The 18,436-nt window shown below is 41.1% G+C and carries 14 protein-coding genes; 12 read left to right on the forward strand and 2 right to left on the reverse strand.

Translation table 11 applies throughout. The annotated features are described in order from the left end of the window. Positions 1-343: 343 nt before the first annotated feature. On the forward strand, positions 344-2,770 hold the full coding sequence (gene nirB, locus KJS58_RS09570; protein ID WP_213532310.1) for a nitrite reductase large subunit NirB: 2,427 nt from the start codon (positions 344-346) through the stop codon (positions 2,768-2,770). Between the two features lie 12 nt (positions 2,771-2,782). After that, complete coding sequence (nirD, locus tag KJS58_RS09575) at positions 2,783-3,097, forward strand: nitrite reductase small subunit NirD (RefSeq protein ID WP_213532311.1); 315 nt, start codon at positions 2,783-2,785, stop codon at positions 3,095-3,097. A 604-nt stretch (positions 3,098-3,701) separates the two neighbouring features. On the opposite strand, the gene KJS58_RS09580 is transcribed toward nirD, so the two are convergent. Then, complete coding sequence (locus KJS58_RS09580; protein WP_213532312.1) at positions 3,702-4,562, reverse strand: alpha/beta fold hydrolase; 861 nt, start codon at positions 4,560-4,562, stop codon at positions 3,702-3,704. Positions 4,563-4,814: 252 nt separating this feature from the next. On the opposite strand from KJS58_RS09580, the gene KJS58_RS09585 reads away from it, so the two are divergent. From KJS58_RS09585 to KJS58_RS25725, 4 genes are all read left to right on the forward strand, one after another. After that, complete coding sequence (locus tag KJS58_RS09585) at positions 4,815-5,195, forward strand: hypothetical protein (RefSeq protein WP_213532313.1); 381 nt, start codon at positions 4,815-4,817, stop codon at positions 5,193-5,195. Positions 5,196-5,292: 97 nt separating this feature from the next. Beyond that, complete coding sequence (locus tag KJS58_RS09590) at positions 5,293-7,860, forward strand: rhamnogalacturonan lyase (protein WP_213532314.1); 2,568 nt, start codon at positions 5,293-5,295, stop codon at positions 7,858-7,860. 294 nt (positions 7,861-8,154) lie between these two features. Then, the gene (locus KJS58_RS09595; protein ID WP_213532315.1) at positions 8,155-8,859 is read left to right on the forward strand and encodes a hypothetical protein; all 705 of its coding nucleotides are present in this window, start codon (positions 8,155-8,157) and stop codon (positions 8,857-8,859) included. A gap of 11 nt (positions 8,860-8,870) precedes the next feature. Continuing rightward, complete coding sequence (locus KJS58_RS25725; protein ID WP_306433070.1) at positions 8,871-9,569, forward strand: CD3324 family protein; 699 nt, start codon at positions 8,871-8,873, stop codon at positions 9,567-9,569. 191 nt (positions 9,570-9,760) lie between these two features. Here the strand turns inward: KJS58_RS25725 and KJS58_RS09605 are convergent, their stop codons facing one another. Beyond that, on the reverse strand, positions 9,761-10,438 hold the full coding sequence (locus tag KJS58_RS09605; protein ID WP_213532316.1) for a pectate lyase: 678 nt from the start codon (positions 10,436-10,438) through the stop codon (positions 9,761-9,763). A gap of 254 nt (positions 10,439-10,692) precedes the next feature. On the opposite strand from KJS58_RS09605, the gene KJS58_RS09610 reads away from it, so the two are divergent. The 6 genes from KJS58_RS09610 (at position 10,693) to KJS58_RS09635 (ending at position 18,344) form a co-directional block, all read left to right on the forward strand. Beyond that, the gene (locus KJS58_RS09610) at positions 10,693-10,905 is read left to right on the forward strand and encodes a hypothetical protein (RefSeq protein WP_213532318.1); all 213 of its coding nucleotides are present in this window, start codon (positions 10,693-10,695) and stop codon (positions 10,903-10,905) included. Between the two features lie 174 nt (positions 10,906-11,079). Then, positions 11,080-11,682: an RNA polymerase sigma factor gene (locus KJS58_RS09615; protein ID WP_213532320.1), complete on the forward strand. Its 603-nt coding sequence runs from the start codon at positions 11,080-11,082 to the stop codon at positions 11,680-11,682. Beyond that, the gene (locus tag KJS58_RS09620) at positions 11,609-12,925 is read left to right on the forward strand and encodes a DUF4179 domain-containing protein (protein WP_213532322.1); all 1,317 of its coding nucleotides are present in this window, start codon (positions 11,609-11,611) and stop codon (positions 12,923-12,925) included. The genes KJS58_RS09615 and KJS58_RS09620 overlap by 74 nt, the downstream gene beginning before the upstream one ends. A gap of 270 nt (positions 12,926-13,195) precedes the next feature. Next, positions 13,196-14,869: an extracellular solute-binding protein gene (locus KJS58_RS09625; protein ID WP_306433071.1), complete on the forward strand. Its 1,674-nt coding sequence runs from the start codon at positions 13,196-13,198 to the stop codon at positions 14,867-14,869. A gap of 92 nt (positions 14,870-14,961) precedes the next feature. Continuing rightward, positions 14,962-16,713, forward strand: coding sequence for a sensor histidine kinase (locus KJS58_RS09630; RefSeq protein ID WP_213532323.1), 1,752 nt, complete (start codon positions 14,962-14,964; stop codon positions 16,711-16,713). Beyond that, positions 16,698-18,344: a response regulator transcription factor gene (locus tag KJS58_RS09635; RefSeq protein ID WP_213532324.1), complete on the forward strand. Its 1,647-nt coding sequence runs from the start codon at positions 16,698-16,700 to the stop codon at positions 18,342-18,344. Before KJS58_RS09630 ends, KJS58_RS09635 begins: the two co-directional genes overlap by 16 nt. Positions 18,345-18,436 lie beyond the last annotated feature (92 nt).

Consider the following 18,436-nt stretch of genomic DNA (forward strand, 5'->3'; position numbering starts at 1 on the left):
TCAAAATATCGGAATTTCAAGCCCGTTACATCTTTCTGTTTATTTTCGCTTGTTTTTTCCAAGAAATCAACCTAAATTTGTTAGATAACCTTACTTGAAATTATATTTAGGAATGAATATAGGTGTGACAAAGATTGTTGCGTCATGTATATTGACATAAGAATGAAACCAATTTATAGTGATAACATCAATTTCATAAACGTCCACGAATACAATGGCGTATTCGTCTAGGTATGGCAACGAAGCCTGTCCTCGCTTAATAGTTAGGGAACAAATATGTTCTCCTATAGCGTGGCAGGTTTTTTTTTATTAAATAGAGGTTTAGAAAGGGTGTGGCGATTATATGAATGGTCGTAACAAGCTTGTGCTTATAGGTAACGGAATGGCCGGAATACGTACCTTAGAACATTTGCTTAAGCTTGCACCAGATAAATACGAAATTACAGTGTTCGGAGAAGAGCCTCATCCAAATTACAATCGGATCATGTTATCTTCGGTACTTGCTGGTGGTACTTCGGTAAATGACATTATTCTGAATGACTATGCTTGGTATGAAGAAAATCATATTCGTCTTTATACGGGTGATCCAGTAAGGGGAATAAATACGTTGAAGAAAACAGTCACATCCTCTTCTGGAATCATAGAGTCTTATGATCAGTTGATCTTTGCAACTGGATCGAATGCGTTTATTCTCCCTTTACCAGGTGCGAATAAAGAAGGAGTCATCGGCTTCAGGAATATAAAGGATTGCGAAATGATGCTCGAAACGTCTCGGAAATATAAAAAAGCTGCGGTGATTGGCGGTGGACTTTTAGGCCTTGAGGCAGCGCGTGGACTACTGAGTCTTGGTATGGAAGTTACCGTTATTCATAACAGTGAATATTTAATGAATCGGCAGCTTGATGAACCTGCATCAAAGATGCTTCGTCAGGAACTAGAACAGCAAGGAATGAAATTTCTGGTTAACAAAAATACAGCAGCGTTGACGGGAAGGAAACGTGTAAATGGGATCAGGTTTAGTGACGGGGAGCGAATGGAAACGGATCTAGTTGTCATGGCTGTAGGAATATTACCGAATATTTTACTGGCAAAGGAAGCAGGACTGGTAACAAAACGGGGGATTATCGTAAATGACAATATGGAGACGAGCATAAGAGATGTATATGCCGTTGGAGAATGTGCTGAGCATAGGGGAATAACTTATGGTCTGGTCGCTCCGCTCTATGAGCAAGGCAGTGTTCTTGCTAAGCATTTATCGGGAGTAGAGCATCAAGGATATCATGGTTCAGTAACCTCGACCAAACTGAAGGTTTCGGGTGTGGATGTATTTTCAGCAGGGGATTATTTGGATTCAGAAAATACACGGTCGATAAGATATCAGGATGAAGTGGAAGGTGTATATAAAAAATTAGTCATTCGCGGAGATCGGCTGGTCGGAGCTGTGCTTTTCGGCGACACCAATGACGGTCCACCTTTATTCTCGATCATTCGAAGCGCCGAATCGGTCACAGGACGGGAAAAGGAGCTTTTGCTTGGTATGAAGACGGATGGCTCTGCCGGAGGCGCAAAAATACTCGAGATGCGTGAGGATGAAATTGTCTGCGGATGTAATGGTGTGACAAAAAAGGGGATTGTAAATGCAGTTGGGCAAGGTTGTCACAGTGTAGCGGAAGTGAAGAACTGTACCAAAGCTTCAGGGTCTTGCGGAGGTTGTAAACCGATTGTGGAGCAGCTAATTACTGCCTATGCAGGAGAAGAAGCTGCGATAAAATCGAAAGAAGGTATCTGTTCATGTACCTCACTTGACCGAGATGAAATCATTACTGGGATAAAGGAAATGGGTCTTAAGACGGTGAGGGAAGTTATGTATGTGATGGGATGGAATGAGCCTGAAGGCTGCACGAAATGCAGGCCTGCTCTTAACTACTATCTTGGTATGCTCTGGCCAGGAGAATACGTGGATGAGAAGGAATCAAGATTTACGAACGAACGTTATCACGCCAACATCCAGAAGGACGGCACTTTCTCTGTAGTACCGCGTATTTACGGCGGAGTAACCTCACCAAGTGAACTCAAGAAAATTGCGGAAGTGGCAGAGAAGTATGATGTACCCATGGTAAAGTTTACAGGTGGGCAACGTCTAGATTTACTAGGTGTGAAGAAGGAAGATTTGCCAAGCATGTGGGAAGATCTTGCTATGCCATCTGGGCATGCTTATGGTAAAACACTTCGTACAGTAAAAACTTGTGTAGGTTCTACTTTCTGCAGATTTGGAACACAGGATGCCATTGCTTTAGGGATACGTCTTGAAAAAGCATTCGAGAGACTGAATGCTCCTCATAAAGTAAAAATGGCAGTATCAGGCTGCCCAAGAAACTGTGCGGAGTCCATTATCAAGGATTTTGGCGTAGTAGCCATTGATGGGGCTTGGGAACTTTATGTTGGGGGTAACGGGGGAATCAAGGTGCGAGCAGGAGAGCTGCTCTGTACGGTGAAGACGGAAGATGAAGTAATAGAATGGGCAGGCGCCTTTATTCAATATTACCGAGAACAAGCGAGCTGGAGTGAGCGAACCTCTCACTGGCTGGACCGTTTAGGCGTTGTTTCTATTAAGGAAGCACTTGCAGATTCAGTATTCAGATCAGAACTTGTCAATCGACTGAGAAAGACGCTTGAGCATACAGTAGATCCGTGGAAGGAGATCGCGGAAAATAAGGAGCTCAGGAAAAATTTTGAGCCATTGAATCGATTTGAGTTAACGCATGAATAAGGAGGGGATTACATGAGTCAGAGATATTCGGTAGCCCATGAGTCCGACATCGATACGCTGGGAACGAGGGTTGTGACGATTGAAAATACAGAAGTTGCCTTATTTAGACTCAGCGATGGAACCATCAAAGCGCTGGAGAATCGCTGTCCTCATAAGGGCGGTAAATTGTCGGAGGGCATGGTATGTGGAAATATGGTGCATTGTCCCCTCCACGATTGGAAAATTCATTTAACGAGCGGGAAGGTTCAAGCTCCTGACGAAGGGGAAGTCTCCGCATATCTCGTGGAAGTTGATCCTCCTAGTGGTATTGTATATGTAACGATATGATGAAAAATAGTGGAGCGGACATTTATCAGATAAGATGAAGCAGGTGATGACTTGAATATATATAGATGATGGACCTAAATATATAGTATAGAAGAAAGTCGTCAAGGCAAGTAGAAAGTTATGTGAGAATTCTTCCGAAATCTGCTCGGCATTATAGGATAGAGGAGCAGAAATGGGCGAAAATATCATCACTGTTATGGACAATTCCAGGTAAGATGCCATTTTAATGACCAAAATTCGAAAGGATACCTTGTTTGTACCGATTCATTGGTGCGGTGTGCAGAATGTAAACCGGACCACTCGAGCGGAGCTAGATCTTTTTTCGAAAATGCCTGGGTTTTAGACGACTGCAGTAAGGATTGAGCGTGTTACTTGATATATTTTATGTTCTACTAGCACGCCGATATTATCAGTATGAGTATTCAGAAACAAAGCCAAATGATGCGAAACCAACTAGCATTTCTGAAAAAAGTACTTTGGTTATCCCGCTCATATTGGTATTTTTAAAATGCAAAAAAAGCAACCGTCTGTTGATTATTCCCAGAGTCGGTTGCTTTTCATTGTATTGATCATAAAATCTTCGATATCCGTAAATATAATTCTATTATTCTATGGGGAACTTTTGTATGTGCTTGATGATAATTTCGGATACCTCTGGTTCATTAAACTGTGTTAGCCAGTGACCAGCATTAAGTTCATGGAAATCATAATAACCTTTCATATAGGTGTGACTTTTCTCTACTCCTGCACGGGCAAGAGCCAAATCTTCGTTCCCCCAAATGAAAGCGGTCGGAGTTTCAATATCTCCATATGGGATCTGTTCTTGAACCTGCATGATGCCGCGATACCAATTGATAACTGCAGTTCTGGCCTCAGGTTGCGAGAAAATCCGCATATAGTCTTCCTGCGTTTTTTGATCAAAGCCTTCCCATAAATGTCGTAAAACGGCATAATCATTAGCAGCTATTAAGGATTCTGGAACATTCGGTTCCATAAATTTATTTACATAGGCACCTTTTTGTTTCTGCACCGGATCATTTTCCAGCGCCCATTTGTAAGCAGCCCAATGAGGTACAGACAAAGCTGTCCACGTCTGTATCCGCTGAGGATATAGAGTGACAACATTCCAACCAACTGCTGCTCCTAAATCATGCCCAACCAGGTGGAATTTACCTGAACAGCCCATTACATCTGCAAATCCAATGGCATCGGCTGAAAGTTTTTTTAAAGAATAATTTTCAATGCCGTTTGGGCGGGCACCGTCCGAATATCCTCTCTGATCAGGAGCTAAACAGCGGTAGCCTAGCGAGGCCAACTTAGACATTGTTTCTTCCCATATAATCGAACTTTCTGGAAATCCGTGAAGGAAAATAATCAGTTCACCGTTTTGCTCTAACCCTGCCGTACGGCAGAGGTACTCCATACCATTCATTTTGAGTGTAGTTTTAGTAACTGTAGTGTTCATAAGAATCTCCTTATAGAGTAATAAATTATTAGAAATTATTAGTGTGGTAAATCTTGGTGTATACAACTCCTAGTAGAATAAACTACCCCTCTCGCTTGGATATGTCAAGGTATCCATATGTGTTAGAAGTCCTCCCCGTAATATGTAAACCACTTTCATAATAATTAGCACCTTTCTACAGAGAATCGTTTCCGAAAAATCGTATCTTTCAAAATTTTCAAAACTACGTACGGCGAAAGCCGACGGATCACTTTGCGAAAGCAAAGTAAACATTTACTCGCTATTGAACTCGCTATTGAACTCGCTATTGAACTCGCTATTGAACTCGCTATTGAACTCGCTATTGAACTCGCTATTGAACTCGCTATTGAACTCGCTATTGAACTCGCTATTCATACTCGTTATTTCAGCTATGTTACTCGTCATTCCAGTTTTGAGAGTTTAAGCAGAACTTGTGTTAAACAAGTGAAGATTAGTAGGTGCCTGGTGAGGTTTTTGGATCGTGAGCGACTTTTGGCTTTGCGTAGCAAAACAAGTGGAGCGAACGAGCCAAAATACCGAACAACTCTGATATATGAACAAGAAACACTGATATGTGAATGGCGACAGGGAGGAGGCAAGTTTATAATCTGATTTAATATGAAAATTGATGAAAAGGGGAGGAATAATTTGCTAGATTGATAGAGTCTAATATGTAAGCGTGACCATAATGTAAAAAAGGAGTGCTTTCATGCCAAAAGGTACGAACAAGCTTCATATATGGAAAAAAGTCGCTGCAGCTGGAATAAGTGCTGTCCTTTTAAGTACGGGAGGCTATGCTTCTGCAGCACAGAACATAAGCGGAAAGGGGCATCAGAATATGGAAAACCGCATTCAGATGGAGTATTTGGACCGAGGACTTATTGCGGTAAAGACAGGAGAAGGTAACTTTTTAAGTTGGAGGTTGCTCGCTCAAGAGGTATCGGGAAGCAGTGAAACCGGACTGACAGGCACTGATTTTCATGTATATCGAGACGGCAAATTTGTAGGTGAAGTGACAAACAGTACGAATTTTCTTGACGCTGCAGGCGTAGCAGGTTCCTCTTATTACGTCTGTGCAGTATCTAATGGAAAAGAGGTGGATCAGAGTAACTCCGTTACGCCTTGGAATAAGGGATATTATGATCTTCCGATTCAGAAGCCTGCTGATGGGATCACGCCAGCCGGTGAAACCTATAGTTACTCTGCAAATGATATGAGCGTAGGGGATGTGGATGGGGACGGACAACTAGAGTATTTTGTAAAATGGGACCCGAGCAATGCCAAAGATGTCTCCCAAGTGGGATATACCGGTAATACCTACGTTGATGCCTATACGCTTACGGGAGAATTGCTTTACCGAATCGACCTTGGTGTTAATATTCGCTCAGGAGCGCATTATACGCAGTTCCTGGTTTATGATTTCGATGGGGATGGCAAGGCAGAACTTATGTTTAAGACGGCACCGGGAACTAAAATTCTCCATTATAATAAACAAGGAGAGGTTACTTCCGAAGAATACATTACGATGCTGGACGAAGATCTAGCTGCAGGATATACAAATGAAGATGATTATCGAGTAAGCAGAGAAGGGTATTACGAGCACATGGTGGACATGTTTATGGACTGGCATGACTACGAGGAAGTTCGTAATGGAAGCTGGCCGCAAACCCTCGAAGAAGCTTTCGGTATCGAACCGAAATATGAATATCCTCTATCTCGTGCTGATGCGGAGCAGTTGACGGATTATTTCATGGACGTGTTTGCTCCATCCAAGGATGCGAATCGGAATAAGTTTCGCGAGTTCGAAGGGTTTATTTTATCTGGTCCTGAATATTTGACTGTGTTCGAGGGAGCAACGGGGCAAGAGTTGAAGACAATCCGTTATAAACCGGGTCGTACCGATGATGGACTGCGCTGGGGTGACTATGCGATGAACCGTATAGAGCCGGGGAACAGGGTGGATCGGTTCTTGTCCGGCGTCGCGTATCTGGATGGACAGCAACCTTATGCTGTATTTGCACGGGGTTACTATACTCGAACAACCCTAGTTTCTTATAACTGGGACGGAACTAACCTGAATGAATATTGGTATGTAGACAGCGGCTGGGCCCCAATGACGAATCCGTTCAGAGATGGACCACATGGAAGACCGGGTACGGACCCTGAATATGGCCAAATTACAACCCAAGGTGCACATTCCCTCAGCGTAGCTGATGTGGATGGAGACGGTAAGCAGGAAATTGTATATGGATCAACGACGATTGATCATGATGGGTCTGTGTTGTCCAATTCTTCCGCAGTTATGCCTCCTGAAAGTGCTAACCCTGGGGCAATTGCCAATTTAGGTCATGGTGATGCACTGCATGTAGCCAATATTGATCCCACGCGGGAAGGGCTAGAAGTATACATGGTGCACGAAGGTGGACCTTATGCCCCTTATGGTTATGCACTGAGAGACGCGAAGACAGGGGAAGTTATCTATGGCGGTTACACGGGAAAAGATACCGGACGCGGCATGATTGGTGATATTGATCCAGATCATCCAGGGCTCGAAACCTGGGCCGTTGGCGTCTACACCGCTCAAGGTGAAAAGATCAGTGACAAGATGCCGGGTACGAACATGAGCATCAAATGGTCGAAGGATATGACGACCCAAATCATCAACGGAGCACTGGAGAATACACCGACAATTGATGATTGGAAAAAGGGAACTGTGCTGACTGCGGAAGGTACACGCACGAATAATCACACGAAGGGTACACCATCCCTTGTAGCGGATGTGTTTGGTGATTGGCGGGAAGAAATGCTTGTCCGCACGGTGGACAGCAGCGCCATTCGTATATATACGAATACGGAAGTAACAGAGCGCAAGCTGCATACGCTCTTGCATGATCCTCAGTACCGGGCGGGAGTAGCTACCCAGAATACAGGCTACAATCAGCCTGTGTACACTAGTTACTACTTTGCTTCGGATACCGATTTTAGTAAAGTGAACGTTCCAAATGTGTTTATTCCCGGATTACTGAATGTTCTTGAACAGCACCATGGCATGTATGTCGAAGAAGGAGAACTCGGCGGTGCTGTGGTGAATCAGACAACGAATTCACTTAAGCAGGCACGTCATCATTATGACAAGAAAGATCTGAAACAGGCTTCGTTCTTCCTTGAGAAATACATCTCGCAACTGAATAAACGAGACGGTAAAGACACGGTTAGCGAGAAGGCAAAATTGAATTTAATTCATCATGCGGAGCTGTTAGTCGATCAGTGGAAATAGTGTTCCGATCTACCATTATACTGAGTATATTATTACTCAGTTAGATGCTAACATTACGTTTAAGGAAGGTAGCCACTCACCACGAGGGCTGCCTTCTTTATTGTATTGTAGCGTACATTTTGAAGAATGCTTTGAAGAAGCTCCCGTTCACTTTGGCTGGGGATCTATTTGGTTAGTGTAACGTTGAGTAAACCTATTCATTACCTATATCCTGTAGTTTACGAGTGTTATCATTACGTTATATCAGATGCGCAGCTGATGAGTGTACCATTTTAATTAGGAGGAAAAATAAGTATGAGTAAAGACGATATCATTAAGTCCATGCTTCCTGATCAAGTTAATATGACACCAAATGGATTTGTTGCAGATTTATTAAACCCAGATCAATTTGCAGAATGCTATGAGTTGTTTTTTGACGAGATTTTCAAGGTGAGTGCAGCTAGTATATCGGGAGTAGAGGGCTATGGTGAGTTTAATGAGAATTGTAAAACAGAATACAGCACCTGCAGGGAATATCTGATTGGCACCTTTGCAGAAGAGAAAGAAGGGTATTGGTATAACTGGAAGGAACTATACGATACAACGATGATCGAGCGTGACTTCGTAGAAAAATACTTGAAGGAAATGATTAGCAGAATTGATTACTGTGAAGGAAAACGTTATTTAGTTAATAATAATACCTTTTTCGAAAATACGATTACGGATGGAAAGACTATGGTTGGGTTTCCCGACTGGAGCAGATCTGGAATTTGTGATTTCCTCTTAGATTTTGCGATTATGGACTTAAATAAACCTTACTTGAAGATTCCAGAACGCTTAGTCGATTATTGCAAAAATAGGGACATCGTCATTCCAGATTTTAAGGAAAGATTTTTATGTATGGCGTATTACAAGGGGATCGATGTATTGCGGTGGCATGCATCAATTGATGACACAGAGTCCTGCATCTCCATTATCAAATCAATCGGTGAACTGAAAGATCGTATATACGCTTTGTAAAGGGAGAAGTTATGAAATACGAAAATGCTAGTGATATCTTACCTGAAAAGTTAATAAGAGAAATTCAGAAATATGCGGCCGGAAAACTTCTCTATATTCCTACAGGAGAGGAAAAAAGAGCATGGGGCGAAATGTCTGGTTATCGAGATCGATTGCAAAGGCGTAATATAATGATCCGCAATAAGTACGCAAGTGGATTGTCGGTTTCAGATCTCGCGGACGAATATTTTTTATCCTTGGATTCAATTAAGAAAATTATCTACTCAAAGAAAACGGATAGAAATCTAACTTATGCTCCAACTGTAGAATCAGCCGTAAAATATGCAAGTATCGGGATGCTTGAAGAATGGATCCAGTGTTATTTACTCCTTACCCAGAAAGTCACTTCGAATATCGATGATTTTACGAGAGAAGAACATCTATATTTTGGCGTTGTAAAATTCCCTTTGCGTCTCATCCAGCTTGAAGGAATCATGTTAGACAAGAAACATGCAAATGAAGCAGATGACAACGTAGCGGATTTGCCCCCGCTAATTATTCAGTATCAGGATGGTAAATTTTATTTCACTGAACAGAAGGAAGTTTTTGCAGCACTAAAACAACGCAAAGTGAATGCTTATCCAGCGATCGTTATTTTAAAGGAAACTATGGATTATAAAAGGTTTATGAGTCACTACGGTAACGTATTGTTCTTTATTAAAGAGTTATAATTTTTCGTCTAACAAAAACAAAGGGCAGGAGGGAATCTCTCCATACCCTTTGTTTGTTAATTCGCAAGAAAATAATAAGAAAAACATATACTCTCAGTTAGAAAAACAAATATAGCTATCCATTGAAAGTGAGTATTCTCAGAATGCTTCAAGTGAATGGTCTTGCGTGTTTAATCTGCATCATAGTCATTTCAATATTGGGTATTACCTGATTGCGTAGTTTTACCAGAGGCAAAACCTTTAAATAGGGTAGGTACTTTAGAATACCGTGTGTTGGTGATTTTTGCGGCACTGCTGCTGCTGTCCGTACGGAAAATCGAGTCCTTCACATTTGAAATGTCGGAACTATCCAGTGTGAAATTCACTGCATAAGAAGTTCCTCCGTTCTGACGTGCCAGCTTACCGATGTCATCAGCTCTAAAGTTCTTAATGTTAATGGTCCCGGATGCATTGGCCTGGAACACTTTGTCGTAAGCCTTATATGCACCGCCGCCTGTAATATTGACCGTGCCTGAGGCTTTCAGTGTCATTGCATCCTCGCCTACATCCTGCCACGTAACATTAGATATTGTAGCGTTTCCGTAACAATGTACCCCGTCAGCGCCAGGAGCGCCAATGATTACATTCTTCAGCGTTGCATTTTTCTCAAGTCTAAAGATCGGTTTCTGGTTCTCTCCCTGTCCGCCATCTCCCAGGGTACTTGGATTAGCTACATAAGTTTTTCCGCTGCCGTCAAAAGTTTGGCCTTCGGGCACGATAATCGTTGTGCTGACTACAATTGGCGATGCGGCTGACACCGAAACGGGCTGAGCAACATAAAACATCGAGAGCATGGCAAAAGACAGAAACAACCCCAAAACTTTTTTCAATAAATTCCACCCTTTCTAGTGTAGGTTGTTTGGTCCGACCTTACGTCGGTACCACGGGAGTTGTGCGCAGATGTGCACCTCTGCGCACAACCCGACTATAACAGAATATTCTGTAAGCGATAACATAGAACAAGGGGAATAAACTTGAAGAACATATATTTTCTAAGGAGAAATGACAAGCAATACATAGACGACTGGAATTAAATAGATTAATATGGATAATAATGTAAAATAGAACGAGAGGTGCTGTTATTGTGGCTGAGCTTGATTTCCGAGATTTTCTTATTGTTAATGAATATGGGCTTATCGGCGTAACCCTATCCATGTTCTGTTTTGTTATCATACTTGAATTTATGAAAAAAGATGTGAAAATAAAATGGAAGAAAGTATTTTTCAATACAGTAGGAATTACGATTATAGTCTATCTATTAAATGCTGTTTTCGTTTTATTTAAAGCAATATTTTAATAAACCAGTCCCTATCTTTCAGCGGAAGGGCTGGTTTTTCGTTTGTCGTTATATGACTTTGCATCAAATTTTAGAAAGCCATTTTTTCTTCCGAATAAGAAAATGGAAAGTATTTTTGTGTAAAATGAACTTTTATAGCCTTTGCGATCTCTTATCTATGAAAGGGGGGAGAACATGAAAATAAGCCGTCTTGTCAAACAAGCCAAAAAAGGCAATAAAGAAGCGTTATTAGAACTAATCCTAGCTGATCAGGACGCTTATTATCGTCTTGCCTATACATACATGGGAAACGAGCATGATGCGATGGATGCAATGGAAGATATGATTGTTACACTCTATGAAAAGATCGATCAACTGCATAAAGGAGAAGCATTCTACAGCTGGAGCAAAACCATTCTTGTAAATCGTTGCAAAACTTTACTACGCAAAAAGGAACGTTACCTGTCACTTGAGGAAGATGAGGAATCAGCATATTCCGTATTTACCGATGACTCACCTTATCGCGATACGGAGTCGGAGATGGACATGCAGGTGTTGCTATCTCATTTAGATGGCCCGCAGCGAGAAGCTATTGAACTTCGTTATGTTCATGATCTTGCCTATCAGACCATCGCGGACATGACCGGTGTTCCGCTTGGCACAACCAAATCAAGAATTTCAGTAGGAATGAAGAAATTAAAACTTATGATCGGAGGTGAGCGTGATGACGATAATCGAGGAACAATTAGAAAAACACAAACAGACCTCACATATGATAAAGGCTCCGTCAGAACTTGAAAGTAGACTTCGGAGTACACTTGAACATGTTCCTGTTAAGAAAAAGAAAAGAAATAAAACGATGACTTGGTTTGCTTCATCCGCTGCTGCTCTCCTTCTGATTATTGGCACCTATCAATATCCTGCGTTTGCTTATTATGGGGGAAAGTTGCTTAATAAAAATGAGCTGAGTTCCAGTTTTGCTGAAGTGTGGGAACAAGGATACGGACAAGCAGTCAACGAAAGCACAACACTAGATGATGGCACGGTCATTACCATTAATGGGGTTATCGCAGATGATAATGCATTTTCAATTTATTACACGATAGATCGTCTTGAAGGTTCCGTGTATACTGATAGCGGTTCAAATCGTTACGGTGTTCAAGATATTAAAGGTTTCATGACGGATTCCAAAGCACGGGGAGGCGGCGGGAATCATAGCAAAGACGAAACCCATTACGAGGGAAGATATGAATTCGAGCCTGTTAGTCCCTTCTCAAGAACATTAACCGTTACTTTTTATGAGTGGAAGGATGATGGTGAAAGGGTGTCTTATCCGGTTTCTTTCAAATATGAAGCCAACAAAGCAATGAAAAGTATAATTAAAAAAGATATCTCAAAATCAGTATCAGTCGATCAGGGAGCTGTTCACTATGACTCCATTACTGCTTCACCAACTTCAACTATTGTAAAAGGACGTTATCAAATGGATAACGGAGAAATGCCGAGATTCACAGGCACAACAAAGCTCTATGTCAATGGAATAGAACTACATCAATGGGTACTACGTGGGGATTCAGAAAGTGTATCTGGAGAAGGAATTCCGTTTGTTCTAGAATATGATGTAATTCCTACCGAGAAAGTAGAAACCATTGAACTGGTCCTTGAAAGTTTTCCAGGAAAGCAAAAAGTAGAAGAACCGATATCTCTTGCTTCTCCATCGGATCAATCTATTAAACTGGGCAGTGAAAAAATATGGATTCGAAGCGTAACCAAAACAGATACGGGTTATGATATCGTCATCGCTAGAAAAGAATTCACATTCCTAAAAACAGACAATCTATCCGTGCTAGCAGGCGGTAAAGTAATTCCTGTATCTTCCATTTCTGATTCCCGTCAATGGGATTTGAAAAACGGTAATATCTTATGGGAGCAGACGTATTCTTTCAAAACATCAGACAAACCGGATTTCCTCTTGCTAGACGAATTTGATTATATCGAAAAACATAATAAGAGCATATCGATCCCAATAAATAAGAAGTAAGAAGTATGAATTAAAAAAGATGAATGTGAACCGGAGAGAAAGTAACTTCTGAAAAAGAAGAAACTGACCTCCGGTTTTTTATATCATAAAATAAGGTCCATTGTAGACAAAGAAAACCTATGCGATAATCAAAGAAAAATGTAAAGAGATGGTAACAAAATAGAAAGATGCATCTTGCTTATGACGAATCCGTTCTTGATAATTATCATAATGCAACTCGTCATTTCTATATAACTAGTGAAGTGGGGTCTGTCCGTGCGGTTATGCGTAATGAATAAGATGAATATTGCGCTTACAGTGTTCCTTAGTTTTCAGTTACTATATGCCTGCAGTCCTACCAACGAAGTAAACAAAGTTTTTGATCCACTTGCAGATGACAATACGACAAGACTTGAGTATGAAGAGATGGGACTAAGCAAATACGACCCGCCCATCAAAGTCTCTTTTGTAAGAGAAACGAGTGCTCAGCTTGATGAATTAATTAGAAGTTTGCCAGGACAAACATTAAACGATAACACCTGGAGTCAACTTTACGAAGAAGTTTTAGGAATCCAAATTACGTATGATTGGACCGCTAAAGGAGACTTATTCGCCCAGAAATTTAGTGTTGATCTCTCTTCAGGTAATATTCCTGATGTGGTACGAGTGGATGCTGAGCAGTTGAGGCTGTTAAGTAATGCAGGGTATATTCAAGATTTGACGAACGTATTTGATACGTATGCGACTCCGCTCACCAAAGAAATTTTGAACCAAGAAGGATCCGGACCTTTTGAAGCTGCCACTATAGATAGAAAGCTGATGGGTATTCCTGAAACGGATTCCTCGATTGAGAGTGCGCAGGTACTTTGGATTCGTACCGATTGGCTTGAGAGACTGAACCTGGAACCACCACAGACGATGGATGAGCTAATCGCAATTTCGAAAGCGTTTACAGAGCGAGATCCTGATCAAAATGAACAAAATGACACATTTGGGCTGGCAGCAACTCAATATTTATGGGATCCCGTTATGGGACTCACCTCTTTTATGGCAGGTTATGATGCTTTCCCAATGATGTGGATTCATGATGATTCAGGTAAGCTGACATATGGAGGTATTCAGTCCGAAGTAAAATCCGCGTTGTTGTCACTGCAAAATATGTATCGTAATGGATATTTGGATAGTGAATTTGCGATGAAGAATGGGATCAAAGTCAAAGAGCAAGTGGCCAAGGGCAAAATAGGAATGTTATACGGAGAACAGTGGGGGTCGTTTCTTGTTCAAGTGAGCCGTGAGAGTGACTCAAATGCGGATTGGCGAGCGTTTCCTATCGTTTCTGTTTCCGGAGAAGCACCAAAGGTACCGCTAAAGTTCAATACAACTCATTTTATTGCTGTAAAAAGAGGGGTTGAGCATCCTGAAGCGATCATAAAGATGTTTAACTTGCATTTAGAAAAGAACTGGGGGAAAACAGCAGAATACGAAAAATACTATAGTTCTCCCTATCCGGTTTGGCAGCTTTCTCCTATAACACCCTATCCAGCAAGGAAAAATATGGAGGCTTTTCAACAATTGAAGGAAGCCCGCATAACAGGGGACCAGTCTAAACTGAATGAAGAGGCCAAAGCAATCCAGAAAAATATCACGACGTATCTATCTGGAAGCGGTAACATCGAGATTGGATGGGGCTGGGAACGAACCTATGGTGAACAAGGGGCTATGGCCATTATTGATCAATACGAAAAAAACAATCAATTATTGTACGAAAGTTTTGTAGGCACTCCAACGGAAACCATGATCGAAAAACAGTCCATTTTGAATGAAATTCAACTTCAAGTGTATATGGACATTATACTCGGCAGGCCTATTGAAGAGTTTGACCGTTTTGTTGAGCAGTGGAAGAAGCTAGGCGGTGATCAAATAACAGAAGAAGTCAATCAGTGGTTTTTAGAACAAAAACCATAACTTCTCATACTTAAAAGGAGAGGATTTGACTGAGAATATAAGATGTCTTCTTATTAGAATATTTATCATCTCGCAGCATCGGAGGCATTTGTTTGTTTAAATTTCCCGCTGTTTCCCTACGTAATTCAATATTTGTACGTTTGGTGTTTACGTATCTCTTTGTTGTTTTTCCGATCATTGTGTTAGGTTTGTATCTCTATCAGTGGAGTTACAAGAATGCAAGTGAGGACATATCAAGAGCAACTTCAAAGCAATTGAATTATTACTTAGGTACCCTTGATCGGGAAGTGGAATGGATTGAGCTTCAATTGTTCGATATGGTAGAAGATAGCGGGCTTAATACACTTTCTGTAACATGGGATTTCATTGATAATGCGGATAAAAGATCAGAATTAAGCAGATTGCTTCAACGGATGACCTCTGTTCAGAACAGCAGTCCCTATATTAAAGATATTTACATTCATATTCGGTCGATCAACAAAACGTTATCTACAGCTGAAGCCATTCAGGATTTGGATCTCATCCAATATTATTTCTTCCGTTCCGGCGCTAAAGAAAGTGACCATCGATTGATCAAATGGAGTAATTCGATATATCTTAACGGTTCTAAAGAAAGCGGAAGAAAAGGAGCGGAACCACTTTTCACAGTTCAAATTGAGCTTGATGTCGAAAAACTGCTAAAGTCCTTGGAACAAGTAAACCTATATCCGGAAAGTGGTTCTTTGTTATTGTCAGAATCAGCTGGGTTCGTGCTCAGCACGGACAAGGATGCAGATCTAGCCATTCAAGATTTTATAAGAAATTCCCCTTCAAGTAATGATGCCGTTGTCATGAAGCTAAAAAACAAGAAGTTTCAAATGAATAAAGTGTATTCGGATGCAACAGGACTGTCTGTAGCTATGTATTTACCTGAAGAAACAGTAAAGCGGCCGCTGAGTACATTTTCTAAATGGGCGTGGATATTCATTATGACATCCTTTCTTGCTATCGTCGTCTTTTCTTACTCTTCGTACCGAATTATTCATCAACCGTTGTTAAAACTTATTCAAGGGTTTAAGCGCATGGAAGGAGGCTCATTAGACAGCCCCATCGAACATGAACGTAAAGATGAGTTTGGATATTTATATACTCGTTTTAATCATATGTTAAGTAAACTGCAAACCCTCATCGATCAGGATTTCAAACAAAAAATGATGATGCAAAAAGCGGAGCTGAAACAGCTGCAATCTCAAATCAATCCGCATTTTCTATATAACAGTTTCTTTATTTTGAATACGCTCTCAAGAATGGGGGATGGAGATCGGATTGAGAAATTTACAAATATGCTGGGGGAATACTTCCGTTTTATTACTCGTAACGGAGAAGACTATGTTGCGTTGTCAGAGGAAATAAAACATTCGCGTACGTATACTGAAATCCAAAATTTACGATTCTCAAGACGTATTACCGTCTTTTTTGATGAGCTGCCAAAAGAAATGGAAAGTATACGGGTACCACGTTTGATCGTCCAACCGATTATTGAAAACGCCTATGAACACAGTCTTGAGAAAATGGAAGAGGACGGAATTCTTCATGTTGCTTTCGAGAAGAACCCAGGTGAAATATTAATCCGTATTGAAGATAATGGAAATGCAATAACGGATTCGGAACTTGAATCACTTCGTGAACATCTTCATCATACAGCCGACTCTTATGAAATAACGGGAATCATGAATATTCATCGGCGTCTTGTACTTACGTTTGGCGAAGGAAGTGGATTATTTCTAGCAAAAAGCAAGCTGAATGGCCTTGAAGTGCTTATACGAATCAAGACGGAGGAGGCGATCAATTGTATAGGCTCTTGATTGTGGACGATGAAGAGATTATTACAGACGGATTATATGAAGTACTGCAGCAATTCAAGCCAGAAATGCTTGATATTTATAAAGCATATTCCGCTAAAGAAGCTCTTAAGTGGATGTCCAGGAGCCGGATTGATATTGTACTTACGGACATTCGCATGCCCGGAATGAGCGGTTTGGACTTGAGTCAAGAAATTCAAACACACTGGCCAAGATGCAAAATTGTCTTCCTGACCGGTTTTAGTGAATTCGATTACGCGTATCAAGCTATTCAGCTGCCAAATGCACGATATTTACTAAAAACAGAAGGGTACGAAAAGGTAACCCAGACGGTACTTGAAGTCGTCCAGGAACTAGATCAGGATATTCAAACCCGTCAATTGATTGAAAAATCTCAAGAACAGATCGGTACCCTTCAGCTCATGGCACAGGGGGACTATATTAGACAGCTGCTTCAAGAAAGTCACGTTGTCATGGATCGTGCAGATTTTCTAGCCCAAGATTTTAAAGAACTTGGTATTGCTTTAGATCCAAAAGTTCCTGTTATATTAGCGCTTGGTCGATTATTTTTTGCTGAAGGAACCGGTTACTTAGAAAAAAGCAGACTTCTCACGTCAGTTAGAATGATCTGGGATTCCTTTATATCCGAGAAAAGCAGCAGTATAGGAACGATAGATAAGCAAGGGGACCTATTGTGGTTGCTTCAACCCAGTTATGAGGAACATGATTCTTTTCATCTCGTTCGCTTTATGGAGGGAACACTTGAGCTCATTCAAGAAGCGTGTCAGTCTTCACTGAGCTTGACGCTCAATTTTACGCTAAGCGGCAGGGCATGCGACTGGACACAAGTAACATCCCAATATGAGAGACTTCGTCAATTGCAACAGTTGAAGATTGGTAATGGGATTTCTATGATCTTAGTAGACCGAGCAGAGACATCAGATAATCTTGGTCTAAAAGATGTTTCTTATATAAGTCATCGAATTGAACGATTAGAGGCACATTTGGAAAGTGGAAAAGCGGCGGAGTTCATGGATGAACTAGACGAATTGTCAGTTACCTTGCTGCAGACAAGCAGCTCAGTTCATAAAGCACGCGAAGGATATTACGCAGCCGCTCTTGTTTTATTTTCGCATATCAACCGGATGGGAATGCACAGCCATATGGGTAATATCAACAAATTGATGCAGCTCGATGGACATGCCTCGATGAAAGAAGGATTCTTGTATCTTACGAAGATTGCGGAAATGATTTTTCAATATAAAAATAAAGACGAACGAGATCGTGCTACTCAGGTAATCGAACATATCTGTCAGTATATTGAGGAAAATTTGAACGAGGATCTCTCATTAGTACGGTTAGCAGAGCTTCACTTTTTCAACCCATCCTATTTATCTAGATTCTTCAAACAAGAATATGGCATCAATCTATCAGAGTATATCGATAAAAGTAGAACTCGAAAAGCAAAGGAGTTACTTCGTAATCACGAATTAAAAGTGCGGGACGTTTCTATATCCGTGGGCTACGAAGCAGCCCATTCATTCACACGCTTCTTTAAAAAGATGACCGGCATAACGCCGCAAGAGTTTCGAGACAGTTTGTACAAAGAGTCGGCTGTTGGCCGTAATAGTTAAAAAGGGGATATACCCGCTAAAAAGTCTGCAGATATGAGATGCTGCCGGCTTCTTTGCCTTTGTTTCAGGACTAGAACTAGACAGGTACTGGA

Origin of the sequence: Paenibacillus sp. J45TS6 (genome assembly GCF_018403285.1) — a bacterium.
Classification (GTDB): Bacteria; Bacillota; Bacilli; order Paenibacillales; family Paenibacillaceae; genus Paenibacillus.